This is a genomic window from Pseudoalteromonas sp. SW0106-04 (genome assembly GCF_001293805.1).
GTDB lineage: Bacteria > Pseudomonadota > Gammaproteobacteria > Enterobacterales > Alteromonadaceae > Pseudoalteromonas > Pseudoalteromonas ruthenica.
The window spans coordinates 66,804-88,254 of sequence record NZ_BCAI01000010.1 but is presented as its reverse complement, the minus strand read 5'-3'; the positions used below and the strand labels follow the sequence as shown (position 1 = coordinate 88,254).

Annotated in this window: 18 protein-coding genes and 1 pseudogene; 11 read left to right on the top strand and 8 right to left on the bottom strand. The window is 48.2% G+C overall.

What is annotated here, in order from left to right:
* The first annotated feature begins 7 nt into the window (after positions 1-7).
* The 3 genes from W04_RS12355 to W04_RS12345 all read left to right on the top strand — a co-directional run bounded on the left by W04_RS12355 (position 8) and on the right by W04_RS12345 (position 2,742).
* Positions 8-502, top strand: coding sequence for a MarR family winged helix-turn-helix transcriptional regulator (locus tag W04_RS12355; protein ID WP_022944948.1), 495 nt, complete (start codon positions 8-10; stop codon positions 500-502).
* Positions 503-699: 197 nt separating this feature from the next.
* Entirely contained in the window at positions 700-2,022 is a 1,323-nt protein-coding gene (locus W04_RS12350; RefSeq protein WP_053911047.1) for a porin, read from the top strand.
* 180 nt (positions 2,023-2,202) lie between these two features.
* Positions 2,203-2,742, top strand: a complete 540-nt coding sequence (locus tag W04_RS12345; protein ID WP_053911046.1) for a carboxymuconolactone decarboxylase family protein — start codon at positions 2,203-2,205, stop codon at positions 2,740-2,742.
* A 39-nt stretch (positions 2,743-2,781) separates the two neighbouring features.
* On the opposite strand, the gene asnB is transcribed toward W04_RS12345, so the two are convergent.
* The 5 genes from asnB to W04_RS12320 all read right to left on the bottom strand — a co-directional run bounded on the left by asnB (position 2,782) and on the right by W04_RS12320 (position 9,386).
* Positions 2,782-4,821: an asparagine synthase (glutamine-hydrolyzing) gene (gene asnB / locus W04_RS12340; RefSeq protein WP_053911045.1), complete on the bottom strand. Its 2,040-nt coding sequence runs from the start codon at positions 4,819-4,821 to the stop codon at positions 2,782-2,784.
* A gap of 29 nt (positions 4,822-4,850) precedes the next feature.
* Positions 4,851-5,930 (bottom strand): aspartate carbamoyltransferase, encoded by a 1,080-nt coding sequence (locus tag W04_RS12335; protein ID WP_022944944.1) that lies wholly within the window; start codon positions 5,928-5,930, stop codon positions 4,851-4,853.
* Positions 5,931-6,032: 102 nt separating this feature from the next.
* Positions 6,033-7,457: a sodium:solute symporter family protein gene (locus tag W04_RS12330; protein ID WP_053911044.1), complete on the bottom strand. Its 1,425-nt coding sequence runs from the start codon at positions 7,455-7,457 to the stop codon at positions 6,033-6,035.
* A gap of 8 nt (positions 7,458-7,465) precedes the next feature.
* Positions 7,466-7,951 (bottom strand): hypothetical protein, encoded by a 486-nt coding sequence (locus W04_RS12325; RefSeq protein ID WP_053911043.1) that lies wholly within the window; start codon positions 7,949-7,951, stop codon positions 7,466-7,468.
* A gap of 124 nt (positions 7,952-8,075) precedes the next feature.
* Positions 8,076-9,386, bottom strand: coding sequence for a Zn-dependent hydrolase (locus W04_RS12320; protein ID WP_082342229.1), 1,311 nt, complete (start codon positions 9,384-9,386; stop codon positions 8,076-8,078).
* 212 nt (positions 9,387-9,598) lie between these two features.
* Here W04_RS12320 and W04_RS12315 point away from each other — a divergent pair.
* The 3 genes and pseudogenes from W04_RS12315 to W04_RS12305 form a co-directional block, all read left to right on the top strand.
* Positions 9,599-9,967: pseudogene (locus tag W04_RS12315) on the top strand (YbaN family protein); the annotation flags it as partial.
* A 195-nt stretch (positions 9,968-10,162) separates the two neighbouring features.
* Positions 10,163-10,606, top strand: a complete 444-nt coding sequence (locus W04_RS12310; protein WP_053911042.1) for an energy transducer TonB — start codon at positions 10,163-10,165, stop codon at positions 10,604-10,606.
* 12 nt (positions 10,607-10,618) lie between these two features.
* Complete coding sequence (locus tag W04_RS12305) at positions 10,619-12,478, top strand: hypothetical protein (RefSeq protein ID WP_053911041.1); 1,860 nt, start codon at positions 10,619-10,621, stop codon at positions 12,476-12,478.
* Positions 12,479-12,496: 18 nt separating this feature from the next.
* On the opposite strand, the gene W04_RS12300 is transcribed toward W04_RS12305, so the two are convergent.
* Positions 12,497-12,922: a carboxymuconolactone decarboxylase family protein gene (locus W04_RS12300; RefSeq protein WP_053911040.1), complete on the bottom strand. Its 426-nt coding sequence runs from the start codon at positions 12,920-12,922 to the stop codon at positions 12,497-12,499.
* A 190-nt stretch (positions 12,923-13,112) separates the two neighbouring features.
* On the opposite strand from W04_RS12300, the gene W04_RS12295 reads away from it, so the two are divergent.
* From W04_RS12295 to W04_RS12275, 5 genes are all read left to right on the top strand, one after another.
* A complete protein-coding gene (locus W04_RS12295) occupies positions 13,113-13,532 on the top strand; it encodes a DoxX family protein (RefSeq protein WP_053911039.1) in 420 nt (139 codons plus the stop codon).
* A 276-nt stretch (positions 13,533-13,808) separates the two neighbouring features.
* A complete protein-coding gene (locus W04_RS12290; RefSeq protein ID WP_053911038.1) occupies positions 13,809-15,638 on the top strand; it encodes a monovalent cation:proton antiporter-2 (CPA2) family protein in 1,830 nt (609 codons plus the stop codon).
* Positions 15,639-16,523 carry a LysR family transcriptional regulator gene (locus W04_RS12285; RefSeq protein WP_053911037.1) on the top strand — a complete coding sequence of 295 codons (885 nt, stop codon included), beginning with the start codon at positions 15,639-15,641 and terminating at the stop codon, positions 16,521-16,523. It abuts the gene before it with no gap.
* Between the two features lie 119 nt (positions 16,524-16,642).
* Positions 16,643-17,329: a pirin family protein gene (locus W04_RS12280; RefSeq protein WP_053911036.1), complete on the top strand. Its 687-nt coding sequence runs from the start codon at positions 16,643-16,645 to the stop codon at positions 17,327-17,329.
* Positions 17,329-18,069, top strand: a complete 741-nt coding sequence (locus W04_RS12275; protein WP_053911035.1) for a sulfite exporter TauE/SafE family protein — start codon at positions 17,329-17,331, stop codon at positions 18,067-18,069. The genes W04_RS12280 and W04_RS12275 overlap by 1 nt, the downstream gene beginning before the upstream one ends.
* A 29-nt stretch (positions 18,070-18,098) precedes the next feature.
* On the opposite strand, the gene W04_RS12270 is transcribed toward W04_RS12275, so the two are convergent.
* Both W04_RS12270 and W04_RS12265 read right to left on the bottom strand, forming a co-directional pair.
* The gene (locus W04_RS12270; protein WP_053911034.1) at positions 18,099-19,244 is read right to left on the bottom strand and encodes a DUF1624 domain-containing protein; all 1,146 of its coding nucleotides are present in this window, start codon (positions 19,242-19,244) and stop codon (positions 18,099-18,101) included.
* Positions 19,234-21,312 (bottom strand): TonB-dependent siderophore receptor, encoded by a 2,079-nt coding sequence (locus W04_RS12265; RefSeq protein ID WP_053911033.1) that lies wholly within the window; start codon positions 21,310-21,312, stop codon positions 19,234-19,236. Before W04_RS12265 ends, W04_RS12270 begins: the two co-directional genes overlap by 11 nt.
* Positions 21,313-21,451: the final 139 nt, after the last annotated feature.

Below are 21,451 nucleotides of genomic sequence, written 5' to 3'. Positions count from 1 at the left end.
GTTGGAAATGCAAAAGTATGACGAGTTATTAATTGCCCTGCGTAAGGTCATCCGCGCCATTGATCTGCACTCCAAACAACTGAACAAAACCTCCGGCCTCACTGGCCCACAGCTACTAATTATGCATGAAGTGGCACAAACCGACGGTATCACGGCCAGCCGCATTGCCCAAAATGTGAATCTTAGCCCAGCAACAGTCACCAATATTTTAGATAGACTAGAGAGTCGAGCGCTGGTAAGCCGCGTGCGCAGCCAGCTTGATAAACGCCGAGTGAGCTTATATTTGACCGAGCAAGGCAAAGCGCTGCTTGATCAGGCACCACAACCACTTCAAGATCACTTTATCGAGAAGTTCAGCAGCCTCTCTGAATGGGAACAAACTCTGCTACTTTCGTCGATGCAGCGCATCGCCGCAATGATGGACGCAGATAACATAGATGCTTCTCCGCTACTGGAAGTGGGTGCAATTACCCGTCAGGTTGACCCTGGAAAATCAGAATAACTCTAATATTAGTAAACACTTACACATTTCCCCAAAACGGTTCCTCTTGCTACACTAAAGCACGGTTTGGCATAGAGGGGTCGTATCTAGGATGATCCCTTAGCGCCACTGGCCAGTATTTAATCTGGTTAATCAACTTCGAAAAATTCAAATACTTAGTCTAGGCTAAGTGATTATGGCAACAACATAGGGCAATTATGACTACGTTCAAGAAGACCGCATTGGCTCTTGCCATTACCTGTGTTTCTGGCACCGCAATGGCGAACCCAGAAATGGAGGCAATGAAGGAGCAACTGGCACAGTTGCAAAAGCAAATGCAGCAGTTGCAGAAAAAGCTTGATGCCGCTGAGCAAAGTGCAGAGCAACAAGCACAGCAGCAAGAAGAGATTAATACCCGTATTGCTCAACAAGAACAGCAGCTTGAGCAAACAGTGGCGATGGAAAAGAGCGTCGAGAAAGAAGATGGCATTCATGTAGGTGGTGCAGTGCGTACCAACTTCAGCCATACCTCTTACGATGATGATAATAAAAATCGTGGCGGCGACTTTGACTTCGATATCTTCCGGTTAAATTTCTCTGGCGATATTGGTGATGTCGAGCTCAACGCTGAGATTCGCTTCTTCGACTACATGACGGCGGTGAAATATGCCTATGTTGGCTACGATTTCGCAGAAGACTGGCAAGTGCAGGCCGGTATTACCAAAGTGCCTTTTGGTAATTGGCCGTACAACTCACATAACTGGTTCTTCGGCACCACTTACTACATTGGTTTAGAAGATGACCATGACATGGGTGTGCTATTTAAGCGTAAAGTAGCCGATAACTGGCAGCTCGATCTTGGCTTTTTCAAAAATGATGAGCTAGGTGGCGTTGATGGTTACGTCGATAATCGCAGTGATCGTTACTCTTATGATGTTGTTGGCTTTAGAAATGTGGGTGATGGCATCTACGCAGAGCCAACCAACCCGGTTGGTGAATACAATACCTTTTCAGGTCGTTACGCTTACCACTTAGAGCATGAAGGTGGCAAAACTGAGATTGGTGTTTCTGGCTTAGCCGGTGGCCTGCATGATGGTAATGACCGTGCTGGAGATTACCAAGCGTGGGCTGTACACGTAAATAGTAACATCGGCCCCTGGAACTTCCAGTTGCAACATGGTGACTACAACTACGATATCGACAACGTCGATCGCATGGCGGTAGGTGCTTACTCCTTCTATGACAGTATTGCCGCAGAAGCCACAATGACCAACGCCAACATTGCCTACAGCCTCCCTGTTGAGTGGGGTCCGGTAACCAATCTGCAGTTTTACAATGACTACGGCATCATCTACGACAAGTCTGACAACAGCGAAGACACATGGATGAACGTAACCGGCGTTTCTGTTGCCGCCGGCGGGTTATTCACTTACTTTGACTTAGTACATGCTAAGAATCAGCCATTTGTAGGGGGTTCTATTGCTGGTGACAGCGACGAAACAGAACGCCGCTTCAATATCAATATTGGTTATTACTTCTAAGTAGTGAGTGATTTAAAAAAGGGCCTAGTGGCCCTTTTTTATTGCCCTGTGCGACCCGATGTACCGTTATTTTATTTCACCGCACCTTAGATGGGTGTGAAGTCGGATATAACTAAAGCTTATTTGAATAAACGTTCAAATAAACCTAGTCTACTCCCTACACACCAAAAGGAGATAGCGATGAAAGAATTTACTTTACATACCCCAGAGACCGCGCCAGAAAGCAGCAAACCCTTACTAGAGAAGTCACAACAAGCTTTTGGTAGTATTCCTAATTTGCACGCAGTCATGGCCGAATCGCCACAGCTTTTACACGGATACCAAGTATTGCATGAAGCCTTTTTAAACAGCTCATTCAATAATGCCGAAAAAACAGTGGTATGGCAGAGTATTAACGTTGAACACGAATGCCATTACTGTGTCCCTGCGCACTCAGCTATTGCCAAATCAATGAAGGTAGATGACGACCTTAATCAGGCTTTGCGTGACCAGGCGCCATTAGGTGACGACAAGCTAGAAGTACTGCGTGATATCACGCTCGAAATTGTGCGTCAGCGTGGTCACTTGAGCGATGAACAAAGTAAGACCTTTTTCGCTGCCGGCTATAGTCAGCAGAATTTATTGGATATTATTCTTGCTCTCAGCCAAAAAGTGATGAGTAACTACGTAAATCACCTCGCCGACACACCACTGGACGATGCCTTTAAACCTTTTGCCTAACACCATAGAAAGGGCTGCGCTTGCAGCCCTATTCGGTTTCTATATTTGTGCACCTTGGTGCGCGTCGTCAGCACGCCAACCATAATGTTGCGCCAATTGTGCAGCCTGTTGAGGCACATCGGTTGCTACAAACTGCTGATGCAATACCTGAACGCCAATCATGTGATTAATCACCGCATCCAACTGCACCTTCAATGCATCATCAGTGTCAGGGGCATCGTGAAGGGAAAATAAATCCGCTACAGCTTGCGGGTCTAACAGGCCTGATTGTGCTAATGCCTCGTCGCTTAGGTACTTGTCAGCCAACTGCTTCATCGCTTGCCACTTTTTCTCGTCGGTGTGAGCGGGCGGCGCCATAAAAGCAAACTTTTCTCGTTTGTATAAGGTCTCCGGCAATAACCCTTTCATTGCCTCACGTAACACGTATTTTTCTTTGTTGTCTTTTATACGCAGATGAGGGGGGATGTTAAAAGCAAACTCAGCAAGGTGATGATCTAAGAACGCTGGCCGCGCTTCCATCGAGTTAGCCATATCGACTCTGTCACCACCCCAGGTGAGAATCTGCCCTTCGAGCATGGTTTTAATCCATACATACTGCGCCTTATCGAGAGGGTGACGTCCTGCTAACATATCGTTGTCAAAGGTGTCCGCAATGGCTTTGCCAGCATCGTAATCAGCTAAGGCTGTTTTATGTTGCTCAGCCACCAACCCATCGGCGAACTCACCACAAGCCAGCCAAGGTTGTAAACAACTGGGGGTAAAACCAACTAGGCTTTCCAAGGCCTCATTACGACACTCATTGCGCGAGAGCATCGCGCCCTTAAAGAGCTTATTGGTTTTTTGTAACATGCTCTGCCACTTTGCGCGCTCATCGGCATCCACTTCATCCATACCATAAAGGAACAAGTCGTTACGGAACGAAGGGTAGCCAGCAAAGAGCTCATCAGACCCTTCTCCAGTCATCACCACTTTATAGTTTACGTCGTTCACCTGCTGGCTCATGAGGTATTTTGCCACACCTAAGGTGTTGTAAATGGTGCGCTCGGTATGCCATAAGGTGCGCTCAAAATGACTGTAAAGCTCATCCCCGCTTAGTGACATGATGTGATGATCGGCCTGCGTGGCTTCGGCCATTTCTTTTGCTATGGGGGTTTCATCATAATCGTCGCTATCAAAGCCAATGGTGAATGCCTTGATAGGTTGCTGGCTCGCCGCCGAAGAGAGCCCGAGAATCGCGCAAGAATCAATGCCACCCGACAGGTAACAACCCACTGGCACGTCTGCTGTTAAACGCAGCTGTACCGCTTCTAATAGCTTTTCGCGGACCCCTTGTATATACAACTGTTCATCGGCGTCATTTTGGTGCTCCTCAGCACGGGGAAAGTTTACGTCCCAATAGCGGTTATCCGTTATTTGCCACTGCCCATTTTGCCGTTTAAAACTGACAACATGACCCGGCTTGACTTGGTGTACGTCAGCGAATGCCGTGCTCCCCGGCACCATCACTTGAATAAGCTGATGATAGAGCCCAGCACTGGAAAACTGTCGTTTAACCTTGGGGTGCGCAAACAGCACTTTTAGCTCTGAGCCAAACACCACTTCGTCTTGTGTTTGCGTGTAATAAAGGGGCTTTATCCCGAAGCGGTCACGCACTAAATGCAGTGTGTCTTCTTTGTTGTCATACAGTGCAAAAGCAAACTCCCCACGCAGTTGCTCCAGCATCGCTTGCATCCCTTGGCGCTGATAAAGATGGAGCACAATTTCTGAGTCACTTTTCGATTGAAAACGAGCGCCTTGAGCCACTAAGTCGGCACGAATTCGGGCATAATCATAGAACTCACCGTTGTGTGTAAGCATCAGTTGCTCATCACTGCTCATAAAAGGCTGTCGTGCTCGTTGCTCATTCAGGTCAATAATAGAAAGGCGGGCATGACTAAAGCCGATACCTTTACCCTCAATACGACGGTAACCGAAACCATCGGGGCCGCGATGGTGTTGGATAGCCGCCATATTGACAAGCAGCTGTGGATCAATGGATTGAGTTGGATCGAGATTAAATACTCCCGCTATACCGCACATGTAAAATCCTTAATAAATTAAACTGCTAGCTAAATGACATCCATCACTGTATCGGCTCGCTGCACCATACAAGTGAGAAGTGCCATACGTAAAAATACTGCGCCTCGCGCTTGGGAGAAATACCAATTATGAGGCGTATCATCTAAACAAGTGGAGAGCTCTTCACCTCGAGCTAAAGGGTGCAAGATGATGGCGTCTTTTTTCAGCTGAGATTTGCAATTGAGGCCGTATTTTTTGCCATAGGTTTCAAAGCTATCGCCTACCCAAGCAATGGCATTGATGTACACCACATCTAGCTGAGGCAGAACCTCATCCATCTCCTTGCTGGTACGAATATGGATACCGGCATCGATGAGTTGCTGTTTTTGGCCAGAGTCGAATATGGTGTCTTCATCTTGGTCGTTGAGTAATACTATTTCATCGACAATCTCGGGGAAATGCACAAACATTTTAAGCAGACTACGCACCGTGCGCATTTGATTCGGCACGCCAACAATGCCGATTTTTAGCTGGCGAAAATCCTCATGCTCTGGATTAAGTAGCGCTGGGCACCATTTGAAAATAGTGTACAGGTCGGACATTGCTTGTGTTGGGTGTTCATCAATACCGTTACCCGCATTAATAATAGGAATACGCAGCGGCCCAACCATCTCCGCTATAGACTCATTGGCATTGTCTCGCAATACCACACAGTCGCCATAGTTATTAAACATCTCTGCGACATCGGCGAGAGACTCCCCTTTGGCAATGCCTGTAGAGGAGCGATCGGTAATTGACATGATATCGCCACCGAGGCGATGCCAGGCACTTTCGAATGATAACCGCGTACGCGTACTTGGTTCATAAAAGGCACTGATGAGAATCTTCCCTTGCAGCGGCGAGCGATAGCGCGCAGGGTTACTTTCATATTTCGCAGCCAGACGAAATAGCTGCACCAAAATATCGCGGTTCAACTGATCAGCACTGATGATATGCTGATTTTCGACTTGATGGAGTAAGTCTCCATCCTCTTCAATTGCTCGTAATAACGCCTTCGGATGAGCATCACCGTAAACATCAGGGCGAGCTCTATCAAAAGCGGCTTTTTCAATGGCGAGGGCACTTACCATAATTTTCCCTTAATATGATCGCGAACAAATAAGGTCACGAGTAAAATAGGACACAACAACGCCAGCACCAGAGCGGCGTATATCAACAGAGAAAACAAACTGCTAGAGATCATGGTTGTCCTCCGTTGGTGTCTTTAGTTGCTGCCAATTAAAGGGCGTGTTATTCAGCTTGCATGCGATGATGCAAACCACCAAGGACACGGCACAGGAAATTAATGCCGCGACATAAAAACCAATTGCAAAGTAACCAATCAACCCACTTATTGTGCCCAAGAGCATTGCTAAACCAGCACTTTTGCCAATTAAGCGGCGGTAATATAAGCCAAGTACGATGGGCCAAATGGTGCTCGCAACGAACGCACCGGCAAAATTAAGCAAGGCACCAAGCGTCGCTAGTTTGGGCAGGCACAACAACCATGTAGCAATCCCTAGAATGACGATAACTCGCTTGCCGATACGCATTAACGTTTCAGAGTCAGCATCAGGATTAATATGCTTGTTATAAATATCCTGAGTAATAAGGTCAGAGGTGGCTGCTAAAAGTGAATCAAGACTCGAGGCAAGCGCAGAGAAAACAATGATAAACAGTAAAATAGCGCCACCATAACCAAGCACATTCGCCGCCACCATGGGGCCAACCATATCTGCACTGGGAGGGAAAATACCTAAGGTTGGCGCGGCAAGGGCTATAAACCCTGTCACTATGGGTATCGGCAACCATAATAATCCGGCGGTAAAGTACGCTTTTTTGGCGGTATCAACACGAAAGGCGAAAGCCCGTGACCACCATACATTAGAGTGAAAGATCTCTCCTAAGCCAAAAAAGATGTTGTTAAACAAAAACAGTAATGCCGCAGGAAACAATAAATCCAACAGCATGGGATGCTCTGCGGCGAGGTTCTGATGCACCGTTTCCAAGCTGTAATTATCGATCACCACACCAGCCACAATGATCACGCCAATCACGATAATCAGCGCTTGAATAAAATCGGTAGCGATTACCGCGCGCATCCCACCGAATAAGGTATATAGCACGCACATGGTGAGGATTACAGTCATCCCCAAGTGATAATCTAGGCCACTGAGTGATTCCAGCAAAATCCCCCCTGCCATGCCTAAACTGACTAGCCAGCTAAAGGCGTAAACCAAGGAAATAATGAGAAATATGCGCCAACTAAAGCGGCCAAAGCGTAAGCGGATAAAGTCGCCACTGGTAAACCCTGTGGGCAACAGCCGCTTAATGCGTTGACTAAGCGGAGCAAATAACAGCAGCCCTAACGCGGCAAAGGAGTAACCTACCATCCCCCAAATACCAAATTGGTACGTCAATTGTGGCGCCACCAAAGTGGTATTACTGGTGACCCAGGTTGCCATAGCGGTGGCGGTTGCAAAGGCAAAGCCAACATTACGTCCTGCCAAAGCAAAGTCTTCATGGGATTTAACATGACGTCCAAGCCACCAGCCGAAAGCAACCCAAACGATAGCAAAAATAGCGGTGATAATGAGCGCCGTTTGCGTATCTAACATGCTACTTCCTAAGAATCCGGCGCTCGGTTATCGGCTACATAGCCACGCATTAGTACCACGAATAAAGCGATGAAAAGCACCAAGCCAAGCGTAAATAGCGGCCAAACCAAAGTCATACTGTGGTGCTGCACAACAACAGTGGCGCTGTCGCTGAGTGCTTGACCATCTGCAACTAAATTAACGGTGTAATGACCCTCTGCCAAACCACTAATAGTAACGGCTTGCTGGCCATTGACTGCAGCTTCTATGGGAAACAGGTGGGAATCAGATTCAATATGCAAGTACGCATTGGCTAATATTGAGGTGAGCTCTTGCTCACTAAGGGTCAAGGACGGTGCAGCACGCAACTTTACATCAAAATAGCCGGCGCTGACGTTTTGCTCTACGGGTTCAATAATAATAGGACGCTGACTCTGCGCACCAGCCACACCCCATCCCATTGCAAGCGCAAAGATGGTGAAGCTTACCAATACACACTGACTTAGTAATTTCATACTGCCGCAGGCGTCCCTAATGCGTAAAAATTAACCCTAACACTCAAATTTTTTGAATTCAAACTAAGCATTTAATCAAAAAAGTTTAGTAAAATAAGCCTAGTACATCTTTATGCAATTGCTGCTAGCCCACTTTTTTATTTGAGTTATTAGCAATCTTTGTGACTTTTTTATCGCCTTTACGCGTCGCTTTGACTAACCCCGAACTGGTTGCTTGGGTGGCAACACAGGCCAGCAACAAGTTGGCTCCGGCCTCTACGTCATGCCAATGCGACCACTCATCAGGAGCATGGCTTATGCCATTGACCGAAGGGATAAATATCAGCCCAGTTTCTGTGAGGCTGGTAAAAAACTGACAATCATGGCCTGCACCACTGGGCATACGTTGATAGTTCAGCCCTAGCTGCTGCGCTTGCTCGGCAACAAAGTCTGTTAACACAGGGCTGCAATGCTGCGGTGCTAACCAACTTACCTGCTCGTATTCAAACATTAATTGATGGCGTCGAGCGATAGCAGAAAGGGCTTTGCGGCAGGCTTGGCTCAACGCTTCCATGATGTGTTGATCCATATCACGAACCACTAAAGTGAAATCCACCTCACCGGCAATAGTGTGAGCAAACCCGGGCTTTAACTCTGCTTTACCTACGGTAATGCGGCTGTACTCGGTGCCATCTTCATCAATAATACGGTTTATTTCATGGGCAAAATCCGCCAGCCCCATAAACGCATCAGAACGCATTTCCATCGGCGCGGTGCCCGCATGGTCGGCCTTACCCACCAGCTTCACAATCCACTTAAATACACCAGAAATGCCATCAACAACGCCAATTTGTATACCAGTTTGGTCAAGCACAGGGCCTTGTTCGATATGCAGTTCAATAAAGCATTTTAAATCCTCTGGGCTAAACGCTGCACTCAGCGCTTGCATAGGATCAAGGCCGCAACTTTTCATAGCGTCACTAAGTAGGTAGCCGTCTGCATCATGCATAGTGAGAATATCGTGCGGGGTTAATTTACCGGTCAGTGCTTGCGCACCAAACATCCCGCCAAAGCGCCCTTCTTCTTCTGCAGTGGCGACTACCCGCACAGGGTGCTTCAAGGCAACGTCATGGTGTTTCAATACCCGTAAACATTCGAGCCCAGCAATCACCCCCAAAGTGCCATCAAACATGCCCCCCGCAGGCACGGAGTCAAGGTGCGAGCCGACTACAACCGCACTGGTATTTTCCGGTCCATACTCAATGTGTACATTGCCTGCACCATCCATTTGGGTGCGAAAGCCTTCGCTTTGGGCCAAATCCATAAGCCAATTGCGCGCCTCAAAATCGGCGGCACTAAAGCCAGGACGATAAATTCCCTTATCTTCCTCGTTATACCCGATCCGAGACAAAGTAAATAAAGTCTCTTTTAAGCGTTCGATATTAACGTTGTACATACTCCCTCCAAAAGCAGAACAGCTGTCCCCACAGTGTAGAAGAAAGCGCCTGTTTGTCAGGTGCTAGTGCTTTAATTCAGTATTTTGAAATATACAATTAACGACTATTTATGTACCTTAGACGACGTCCGCCCGGCTGGTTGACAGAATCAGTAAACCATCGACCTGATTGACTTAGGCTTGAAGTGAGCAATAAAAATAAATCAACGAATATGCTTATTCGCTATAAAAACTACTGCTTACAAGGCCTAGGGCTGGCTTTTGTCGGCCTCGGTGTCATTGGTATTGCGCTGCCAGTGATGCCCACCACCATTTTCTTTATTCTTGCCTTGGCATGTTTCACTCATTCTTCACAACGCTTGGAAGAGTGGCTACTGAATCACGCGCGCTTCGGGCCAATTTTACACAACTGGCAGAGCCATAAAATAGTGCCACTCAAAGCCAAGTGGCTCGCCGCGATAGGAATGAGCATAGGCCTATATTTTATGATGCATTCCTCTGCCCAGACGTGGGCTGTTGCGATAGTTGCGACAATTGAAGCCTTGGTATTGGCCTATTTAGCTTATTGCCCAAGCTATCCTCAACAAGCTGCACACCGCACTCGCACCATCATTGCCGTTGTAAGCGCTGTGCTATTTCTAGGTGGGTGTTGTCTTATGGCCTGGTTGATGGATAAATTTTAGTCATCCTCTTCACATGTTCTCGCTTAAACTTTAAGCTAGCTGAGAAAGGTGTTTTGCACCGCCATTTTTTATTACTGTAAACAAGGATGTATTATGCTTAAAACCATACCACTGATACTGGCGCTGGCAGCCAGTGCTTCGGTTGAAGCCAAAGAGGTGATTCACGCCGATGTGAAAGTGCACTACCTAGTAAGCCAAGACGGGGAGCAGCTTTGGCAGCCACTTGATACCATAAATACCCCCCGCTACCCTATTGAACTAGCGCGGGATGGAATTACTGGCTGTGCAGTCGTAGGCTTTGATATAAGCCCTGAAGGCAAGCCTAAAAATATCGAGGTCATTGCTCGCCAGCCACAGCGTCATGCTCGGGAGCTTCGTAAAGCAACACGCGAGTACATTCGCAATTGGCAATTGCCATCCAGAGAAAGTAGCGAGGATCTGCCTATGGCTTTACGCTTCGATTATTGCATTGGCGGTAAAAACGACGAACAAGCCCAGGGTTCATGCGCTAAGTCGGTTACCAAGCCCAGCGTTTAGCCACGATCAATTATGCGCCACAAGCCCATCGTCATTGTGCTCATTACTGTTACGGCGATGTGGCTTGCTTGGCAGAAATTATTACCAATCGAGCAACAAACGCACGAAATCAGCACACCAAGGGTTACAAGCTCAACGAGCTTAACGGTTGATAAAAAGCCAGTGTTATCACTCAGTGATACGTCTACCTCACTAGCGAAGCCCAGCATACATCAATGCACCAACGAATTGGCCCAGTATGAAAATCAACGACTCAGGTATTTCACCACTTTGAACTACCAGGCCCTATTACGCCAAGGGTACTCCTTAGATCAAGTCACTCTCGCTATCGCGCACTTTCTCGGGCCAAGCCATGCAACAACATGGCGCTATCAACAATTAAAAGCCAATACGCAAATGGCGCAGCGTATCGCGACTGCCAGCCAACAGTTCAGTGAAAATACCGCAACGGAGCTACTCGTTCAGCCGCACTCTCCACAACCTTGGCTACTGGAAAAGTTAGCTCATCCTTCATTCTCCCTCGCGCCAGGGCAACAGTTATATGTCGACGATATAGCCTGGCTAATTAGTAATATTGACATTTTAGATGCGCAGATTGTCACCGTTATTAAGCACTTTGATGACATTAACCTCGTCGTATCACAAGATTATGCTGATGCCTTGCGGTTAATTGATTTAGCCGCCAGAGCAGGACGAACGGAGGTGGTTAAAGCCCTATTAAACAAAGGGGCCGCGCTGAGTGACGACAATTATCTGCCTTCCACATTAGAGTGGGCAATATGGGGGTTGAGTAACGCTCCACAGTCTCGTTGGCCGGATTATGTCGAGGTGATTGAGTTATTGACCAGCCAGGGGGCTAGAGCAGCATTTATCTACAACGAAAAGGGCGACATTATTGAAGCGCAGGGGCGTCGCTTTAAGTTGACCGCTGAGCGCATACAGCAAATATATACTCACCACCAACTCGATTTTGACAGCCTATGGCAAAGAGATGCTTTGCACTTGGACCTTGCTCAGCCGCTGATTCAGCAACTGCAGCAGCGCGCCGACCAGCAACTGGTTATAAGCCAACAGTTGAAGAACCGTTTAAGCCAGTGCCCCAGTTTACTGAGAGAGTTTCGTAATGACTGGCAACCGCTCGGGTTAGCGCATGCTCTGGCACAGGTGAGTTACGAAGGCGACGTTGATTTGGCCGCGTTGAATGCTCGCTCCGTGCAACTTTACGAGTGTTACACCCGCAACCAAGCGCGCAACGCCGAACGTACCGTTCATCACAGTCAAGCTGCAAAAGCTTATTTAAAGGTGCTGCGCAGAGAGGGGTTAGAGGCCGCCTTAGCATCGTTATATCAGCAGCCACTCACCGAAGCATTACGCCGAGATCTATTTTACGCCTCACTGAGCCGCGTCGGGGCACAGTCATTCACACGGCTGCAAAGCTCACAACTGGGTCAATCCCAGCTGGACTACGTGCGCTTACCCGCAGGTTTGACGCTACCGCAACTACGGGAGTATTTGCCGCGATTCGATAGTCACGGACATTCGCTACTGTATTATGCGATTAGCCACTACGATACCGAGCTATTAACGCAATTAGTAGCCGCTGGCGTCCCCTACCATCAAGGCATAACCGCGATGGATCCGCTTGCCCTGAGCCTTCAGGGCATTGAGCTATTCGCGGGCCAAGCACCGAGCTTGCAGGTACTCGATGAGGTGATGACCTATCAGCCTCCGCTTACGCCTTGGCACCGTAGTATGTTGGCACTCATCGCCCGCAAAAACCCAGCACTATACCAGCAGTTACACACTCGTCACCCACAGCTACGCCACCAAGACGCGCCGCTGCCTGAGTATGACTGTAGCAGCCAGTTTTAGCTAGGCTGCTTACCCTCACTAAAAGTCAAAGCCGATGGCCACTCGATTCCAGCCGTTAATTTGAATAATAACCGCGCATAAAGCCACTATTTGCTCTGCACTGTAGTGCGCTTGCAGCCTTTGTTTATCAGCCTCCGGCGATTCATGCCTCGCAAGTGAGGTTAATGCCTCAGCCCATTGCAGCGCCGCCCATTGAGCCGCTGTAAAAGTTGATGCTGCTGGCGAATTCAGCAATGCAGCTATGGTCGCTTCGGTAATGCCGCTTTGCTGGGCTTCACCAGTATGCATGGCAATACAAAAGCGGCAGCCATTAATAGCCGATACCCGCAAACGCACCATATGTATTAACTCTGGCTCAAGTTGATGCTCTGCGGATTCGGTCATCGCCATCAATGCTTCAGGGAGTTGTGGTAATAGTTGATAAAGCTGCTGCTGAGATAGCATGGTTATTTCCTCCTATGAATAATCACTATCAGCTTACAGCGCGCCACAATGAAACACTTGAACGTTTACGTCACTTCATTCTTTTAAAACGAACGAAATAGCGTAATTTAACTAATTTTTATTCTCTCTGGTTAAACATATAGTGATTACATCGCCACTGCGGTGGCACACTTTTATCGAGGAGAGAACCATGAATATCATTAACATCACCCACACCGAAGCCTTTAACAACATTGCCAAGCTACTTGCTCGTTTTGCTTTAGCGACGCTCTTTATACTCACAGGACTCAGTAAGGTTGAGTTTTACGATGCGACCGCACAGTACATGGCGACAATGGGTGTACCCGGCGTCTTACTGCCTCTAGTCATTGCCCTTGAGGTGATTGGTGGCGCAATGGTGGTATTAGGTCTACTTACCCGCTTAACCGCACTGGCCTTCGCCATTTTTAGTATCGTCAGCGCCCTGCTATTCCACTTTGACTTGGGTGAGCAAACACAGTTTTTGATGTTTTATAAAAATATCGCCATTGCCGGTGGCTTTTTGGCTCTCGCAGCTAGTGGCGCAGGAAAATACAGCCTAGATCAGCTATTACTTAAAGACCGCAGTTAAGAGCACAGAGCCAGTGCTAAGGCGCTGGCTCACCCCATATACTATGGCAAAAATACTAGAAGCAACGCAGCACGATATTGGCGGCCTCACGGTTAAGCGGATACTGCCGCACCTAGAAAAAAAATAGTTGACCCCTTTATCTTCTTTAACCATATCGGATTGGCAGCAACGCCTCTTTGCCGATATTCCCGGAGACGATAACGAGTTTATGCTGTTGTAATTAGCTTGTAGTTCAGCCACTCTAAGTGGCCTAACCGTGATTGAGTAGGATAACCTATGTTATTGATGGCCCTCATTTATTTGGGAGCAGCAATTATTGCCGTGCCCCTTGCTAAACGCCTTGGTTTGGGCTCGGTATTAGGTTATCTGCTCGCCGGTATCCTGATTGGCCCCTATGCCTTAGGCTTGGTCGGCGACCAAACCGAGGTGATGCACTTTGCCGAATTTGGCGTAGTGATGATGCTCTTTCTCGTCGGCCTAGAACTGCACCCGGCACGGCTTTGGCGCATGCGTCATGCCATCCTCGGCCTGGGTGGCTTACAAGTCACTTTAACGGCGGCAGTGCTATTTGCCCTGTGTTACTGGCTGTTGCCATTACCTTGGCAAAGCGCATTAGCCATTGGTTTAATGCTGGCACTGTCATCCACCGCCATCGTCTTACAATCGCTCGAAGAAAAAGGCTGGTTGCGTATTGAGGCGGGACAAAACGCGTTTTCGGTGCTGTTATTTCAGGATATCGCCGTTATACCCATGCTCGCCCTGCTGCCACTGTTGGCGTTTGCACCCACGTCCGCGCCAACGGCCCACAGCAACCTTATTGAAGGCTTGCCGGTGCTGGCGCAAGTAGGTATTTCCACCACCCTTATTGCCGCAATTATTCTCGCCGGCAAGTATGTATCTGCACCGCTGTTTAGGTTTATAGCGGAAACCCGTATGCGCGAAATTTTCACTGTGTTTGCGCTGTTCTTAGTGGTGGCGATAGCTTTGCTTATGCAGCTGGTGGGGCTGTCACCGGCATTAGGCACCTTTCTCGCGGGCGTGGTACTGGCAGAGAGTGACTTTCGTCATGAGTTAGAAGCCGATATCGAACCCTTTAAGGGTTTATTACTGGGGCTATTTTTTGTTGCCGTTGGCGCCAATATCGACTTTGCCTTGTTGGCCGACAACTTCGCTGACGTGTTGCTAATGGTGTTGATACTAATCACCGTCAAGGCAGCGATTCTATTTGCCCTTGCCCATATATTTAAGCTCGCAAGTGGTCACAAGCTGCTATTTACCCTGGCGCTCGCTCAAGGAGGCGAATTTGCTTTTGTGTTGCTGACAACTTCTTCATCACTGCAAATATTAACCACCGAGCAAGTCAATCTAGTGACCTTAGTGGTGGCTATTTCGATGTTGATGGCGCCCCTTTTACTGATCCTTTATGAACGCTTACAACGTCGCAGCAATAGCAGTAATACACCGGCCTATGATAAACCCGAGCATATCGCGGCCAGCAAAAATGTGATCATCGCTGGCTATGGTCGCTTTGGCCAGGTCATAGGGCGCTTACTCAGCGCTCAAGGCTACGATATTACCGTGCTAGACCATAGCCCTAGCCAAATCGAGTTGTTGCGACGCTTTGGTACGCAAGTTTTCTACGGCGATGCCGGCCGCAAAGAATTACTCGATGCTGCGGGTGCTGAACATGCGCAAATGCTCGTTATAGCCATTGATGATGCCGATAAAACCTTAACCATTATCGAGTTGGCGAAAAAACATTATCCGCACCTGAAATTGGTCGCTCGCGCACGTGATAGACGCCATGCTTACCAACTGATTGGTGCCGATATTGATGCCTTTAATCGTGAAACAGTCGACTCCGCCATTAACCTTGCCGTTGAGTCATTGCAACTACTAGGAAATAGCGCGCCCGATGCACAACGCGCCGGAGAGCTGTTTCGCAATCATGATCGGGAATCGCTATTGCAATTGGCTGAGTTATGGGGCGATGATCACAGTTATGGTGTCGCGGTACGCCAGCGTATGGACGATTTAAAACATGTGTTAGCGCAAGACAAGCAAGCACAGCAGAAACTCAATACCTGTGATACTGGTGATTGTTAAGTGTTAAGAATAACGTTAGAACAGTGGCGCATGTTTCGCGCCGTGGTGGAATATGGCGGCTTCAACCAAGCGGCCGCAGGCGTGCATAAAAGCCAGTCCAGTATCCATAATGCCGTGGCAAAAATAGAGGCCGCTTTAGGCGTGAAGCTATTTACCGTGCATGGCCGTAAAACCACCCTGACCGAGGCCGGTAACATGATGCTGCGCCGCGCCCAGTACCTGCTTGATGAGGCCGCCAAGGTCGAAGCCATGGGCCATACTCTAGGTGAAGGCATTGAATCACAATTGCGTATTGCCGTTGACGAGTTACTTCCCAAAGAGCTGCTCTTCAGTGTGCTTGAAGCCACCAGCAGCCAGTTCCCGCTGCTGCGCATTGAACTGTTTGAATCGGTATTAGCCGGTGCTAACGAACTACTGCAAGACAATAAAGTGGATATCGCCATCTCGCCATTGGCCAATGATGATTTTTGTGAGGAGCTTGGCCACTTTGAGTTTATCGCGGTTGCGCATCCGCAGCACGCATTGCAGCAAATCCCCCGCGCCCTCACCTTCGAAGACCTCAAAGCACATCGGCAAATCGTGGTGCGCGATTCAGCGCTAAATGCGCAGCAAAGCTCCGGTTGGCTCGGCGCTGAGCAGCGCTGGACGGTCAGCCATTTACACACCTCTATCAATATGATCAGCAAAGGCTTGGGCTTTGCCTGGCTGCCCAGTATCGCTATTACGGAGCAGCTTGAGCAGGGCACCCTTAAGGCGCTTAATATTGCTGGCGCAGACACCCGCACGGCGTTGTTATATCTGCTCTTTAAAGATGGCGATAATCTCGGCCCCGCCGCGCGAACATTTATTGGTGAGCTGCGCTACCGACTGATGGCAGACGAATAAGCTCGAGCTCTAAAGCAAACACATTCGTTAAAAACGAACGCTAAGTGCTTTTTTAACTCATTTTATTCACTTTTGTATGCTCTTAAACTGGCTCTATCAACATACTTTTGGAGTCTACTATGAACTATATTCGTCGCGCTGAGCAGCGAGGTCAGGTTGATCTGGGTTGGTTGCAAAGCCAGCATAGCTTTTCATTCGGCCATTACTATGATCCACAGCATATGGGCCTGTCCACCTTACGCGTTATTAACGAGGATAAGGTGGAACCGGGCCAAGGCTTTGCCACCCATGGACACCGCGATATGGAAATCATTTCCTATGTCATTGAGGGCGCTTTAACCCATCAAGATAGCCAGGGCAACACTTTTACCCTCTCGGCCGGCGAAGTACAACGAATGAGTGCCGGCAGCGGCATTATGCACAGCGAATATAATGCCTCGCAAAGCGAACATGCGCATTTCCTACAAATTTGGATTCTGCCAAAGTTTAAAGGGATCACCCCCAGTTATGAGCAACGGCGCATACCACAGCAGGAGGCGATGACCCCGCTAGTGACGCCGCAAGGTGAAGGCAACACCCTAAGCATTAACCAGCAAATGCGCTTATCGCGGCTGATGCTCAACGCGCAGCAAAAGTTTCGCTTACAAAGCGGTGCCAACCTTGGCTATGTACATATTGTCAAAGGTGCATTAACAGCCGATGGCACGCATTTTTCCAGCGGCGATGGATTTGCCTTGGAGCGCGAGCAAAGCATAGAGCTAGAGGCTGAAAGCGCGCTAGAAGCATTGTATTTCGAGCTGCCTTAATGGCCTTACTCACTCTTACAGTTATCGCTTTGGTGGTGGTGCTGAACGGCATTTCCAAGTCCGGATTTGCTGGCGCCCTCGGGGTGTTTGCTGTGCCTCTGTTACTGCTGGTAATGCCGGCGGTGGATGCTATCGCCCTGATGCTGCCCATTTTAATTGTTGCTGATGTATTGAGCTTAAAAAGCTACTGGCGTCAGTGGCGGGGGGATTTAATCACCCAGCTATTACCTGCGGTGATAGTGGGTGTGATTGTCGCGCAGTGGCTCATTACTGCAATCGATGGACGCTGGTTAAGCGCAGTCATCGCCACTTTTAGTGCTGGTTTTGCCATTCGCAGCCTATTTTTTGCTAATACCCGTTATGCGTTGTTGGCCAGTCATTGGGGAGCGAAAGCAATGGGCCTGCTCTCTGGTTTAGCCAGCACCTTGGTTCATGCCGGCGGCCCACCACTGATTATGTACTTTAATGCTAAAGCACTGCCGCCGCGCCACTATGTTGCCACCGCCGCTGCCCTGTTTGCACTGATGAATGGCGTAAAACTGATTGCCTTTAGCAGCCAAGGGTTGTTAACCCTCGACATCCTGCTGCTCGCCCTGGCTTTCTCCCCTTTAGCGCTAGTAGGTAATTGGCTGGGGGTCAAAATTCGGCAAAGGTTCGACGCCCAGCGTTTTGTGCGGGTGATGAATGGGTTACTGCTGTTACTGGCCACCGTGTTATTTATCAAGCTCATGCTCAGTTAACAAAGCCACAGCAATGCTGTGGCCTAATGTTATAGATACTTTAGCCACCACTGATGATGAGTCCGCTTGTAATCGCTAAACCACTTCACAGGCAAGTAAAGAGCCACGGAAAGCACCACAGCGATGAGCCATATCCAAGCAATATGATTAACCCCCACATACTCGCCCTGGTTATTTCCCACCAACCAATAAGCAGCTTGGTACAATACTAGCAACACGTACAAATGGACGACATAAAAGAACATGGGTACCGAACCAAAGGTGCGCAGCATGTTGGTGACGCTTCCCAGCGGCTTTTCAAAGACATAAAGGCCGACAAACATACCCGCCAGAGTAATGAGTAAAAAGCTCAAAGAGGGGGGATACTTAGTGATATTGAAAATCGACATGGTCGTTTGCATCGCCGAGTCGAAAGAGTGCCAAGGCAATGTTTCACCATAAATATTGCCACCGCGTAACAAAGCAAAGAGCAATACACAGATTAACGCAAGCCCTAATAGCCAAGCCTGACGTCGTGGCGTCGCAATGTCTTTGCCATACAGCGGTCCGGCACAATAACCAAGCAAGATTACGCCAATCCATGGTAGCACCGGATAACTAACCTTCACATTGAGCCAACTTGTTTCCAATATGTAGCCGCGATCGTGCAAAATACGCCACAGCGTATACCCCCACTCATTTTCATTAAACTCGATAGGGGTGAGCATGTTATGAGTAAATACAATGGTTAAACCTAAGGTCAGCAACACCGGCATAGGTAGCTTGTGCAATATCGCCAGCACCAGCATACACAGGCCAATCGCCCACATAACCTGTAGCCATAGGGTATGGTAACTGCCCATCCACGAATAGCTAATCAGGGTTACTTCAAGGGCTATAATAAAAAGCCCACGTTTGAGCAAAAACCCGGTAGCACTGCGTGGTTGGCCTTGCCTAGCATGCTGATATAACCACGCCGACATACCAGTTAAAAAGATAAATGCAGGCGCGCAAAAATGAGCGGCGAAACGACTCCAAAATAACCCCGGCGAAGTCGTTTCTATGACCATAGGGTCGCTCACTTGCATGTGTAAAAAGAAACGCTCACGCACGTGATCCACCAGCATCAGCAGAATCACCACACCGCGCATAATATCAATGCTATGAATACGCTTCTTTAGCTGCTCAGAAGTCATAACCGACACTCAGCTTAAACTGTGTTGGCGCACCCGGATATGCCCACATAGCATTGTAACTACTGGCAATATAGTGCTCATTAAAAATGTTATCGACATTCAGCGCCACCGATAGCTGCTGTGATGCAAACCATTTTGCGTATAGACCAACAAGTTGGTAGCTGGGAATACGAAAGCTGAGATCGGCGGGGTCGCCCAGGCGGTCGGAGTTATACTTGTAATGAGCCCCTACTTTTATGTCTTGCTGCCACAGTGTCAGGGCATGGTTTATAGCCACAGCAGCATTATGCTTGGGTACGTTCACCAGCGGGCTGCCTTTGGGTATCGGTACTAACCAGTCAGCGTTAATTACATCGTTGGCCGTTTTCGCATCAACATAGGCATAAGACAAGGTGTAATCGGTATTACTACCGAGCGAGCCGGATAAATCAAGCTCAACGCCTCGGCTATTCGCCTCGCCGACCGGCGCTGAGTAACCGACATTGATTGGATCGGACACCAGCATGTTACTCTTGGTCGCATCAAACCACGCCAGCGTACCGCTAAGGTGTTCGATACTAAATTTTACTCCAACCTCAAACGAGTCACTTTCCTCAAAGCCAAACGGCTTGCCGTTGGCATCGGTGCCACTGAGCGGTAAAAAGCCTTCTGAATAGCTGGCATATAAATTCACAGCGCTATTAACGTCGTAAACCACCCCAAAGCGCGGGCTTATACGATTTTTAGTGCTTTTTGAAGCCACCCCAGACTTGGTTTCGAAAATATCTTGGGCTATTTCATCAAATCTGAGCCCGAGCATCACTTTGAGCGAATCACCTAGGTCGAGCTGATCTTGTAGATAGATACCATAGGCATCTTGCTGTTCATTATTCTCATATTGCATGCTCACATCTGGGCCCGGCATAAAGTTATAATCAGGCTCAAATATATCTAGGGTATAGGTGCCGTAACCACCTCGATAGCGATATAGGCCGGTGCGCAACTCATAGTCATAACCATCCACACCGAGCAACAAATGGTTAGTAATGCCGGCAACCTCAAAGTGGCCGCTTAGCTCGATACGTGCCGAGAGATCATCAGACTTATAATCGCGATAACGATGCTGACGCGTGAGGGTACGACCATCATCGTAGACAGACTGCCTTGACGGCGACAATTCCGCATCAGAAGAATAACCCGTTAATGTACCCGTTCGATAACTAGCACCGACAAGCAGTGACCAATCGCTATTTAAGTCATTATGATATTGCAGCTGGTGGCCGCGCGAATGTACCTTGGTAGGCGCATCGTTAGGGTTTCCTAAAAATCGCGACTCAGGCAGGGTTTCAATATCGCCATTTAAAACCACAATACCGCGATCATACATTTGCTGCTGATCAACATACTCAAACTCATAGGTCAGTGAAGAGTCATCCCCCACTTGGTAGTACAGAGACGGCGTAATTGCGAACTTGTCATGGTGTACATAATCACGATAACTATCACTGTCTTGCCAAGCCCCATTGATACGAAAAGCAACATCGTCGTTAACTGCGTTGGTGTAATCTCCTTGCACACGCGTGTGATTGTCACTGCCTATTTCAGCTTGTAACTGTCCTTGCTGATAAAACTGTGGCTTTTTAGTAATAATATTAACTGTACCACCCGGCTCTGAGCGCCCATATAATGCCGAGCCAGGCCCTTTAAGTACCTCAATATATTCAATATTTGATACGTCTCGCGGCCCAGCAAAGCCTCGGCCACCGCTAAAACCATTGATGAGATATCCAGAGGGCATATTTTCGTTGCCCGACAGGCCACGAATTGAATAGCTATCCCACAGCGCGCCACCATTATTTTTGCGCGAGATACTGGCAGAGAAATCAAGAGCATCACGAAAACGTGTAATGCCGTTATCTGAAATTAAGTCTTTGCCCAGTGTGGTAATTGATTGTGGCAACTCTTGTGCAGGAATATCACCGCGAAAAGCTTGCTTGTGCTCAACGGTAATCGTTTCTATGTCATTGTTTTGCTGTGCAAATGCCCAACTCGGCAAAGCCAGCACTAAAAGCGAAAGTGGATACTTCATAACATCATCCAAGTAGAATTTGTTATATCATAGCAAATGATATAAGGTAACAAAACACTTGTATGATAAATATGACTTACCGAGACCGACCGATGCAGTGATGGGCTAATTCCTATGGGCAGATTAAAGCGGCTCTGCG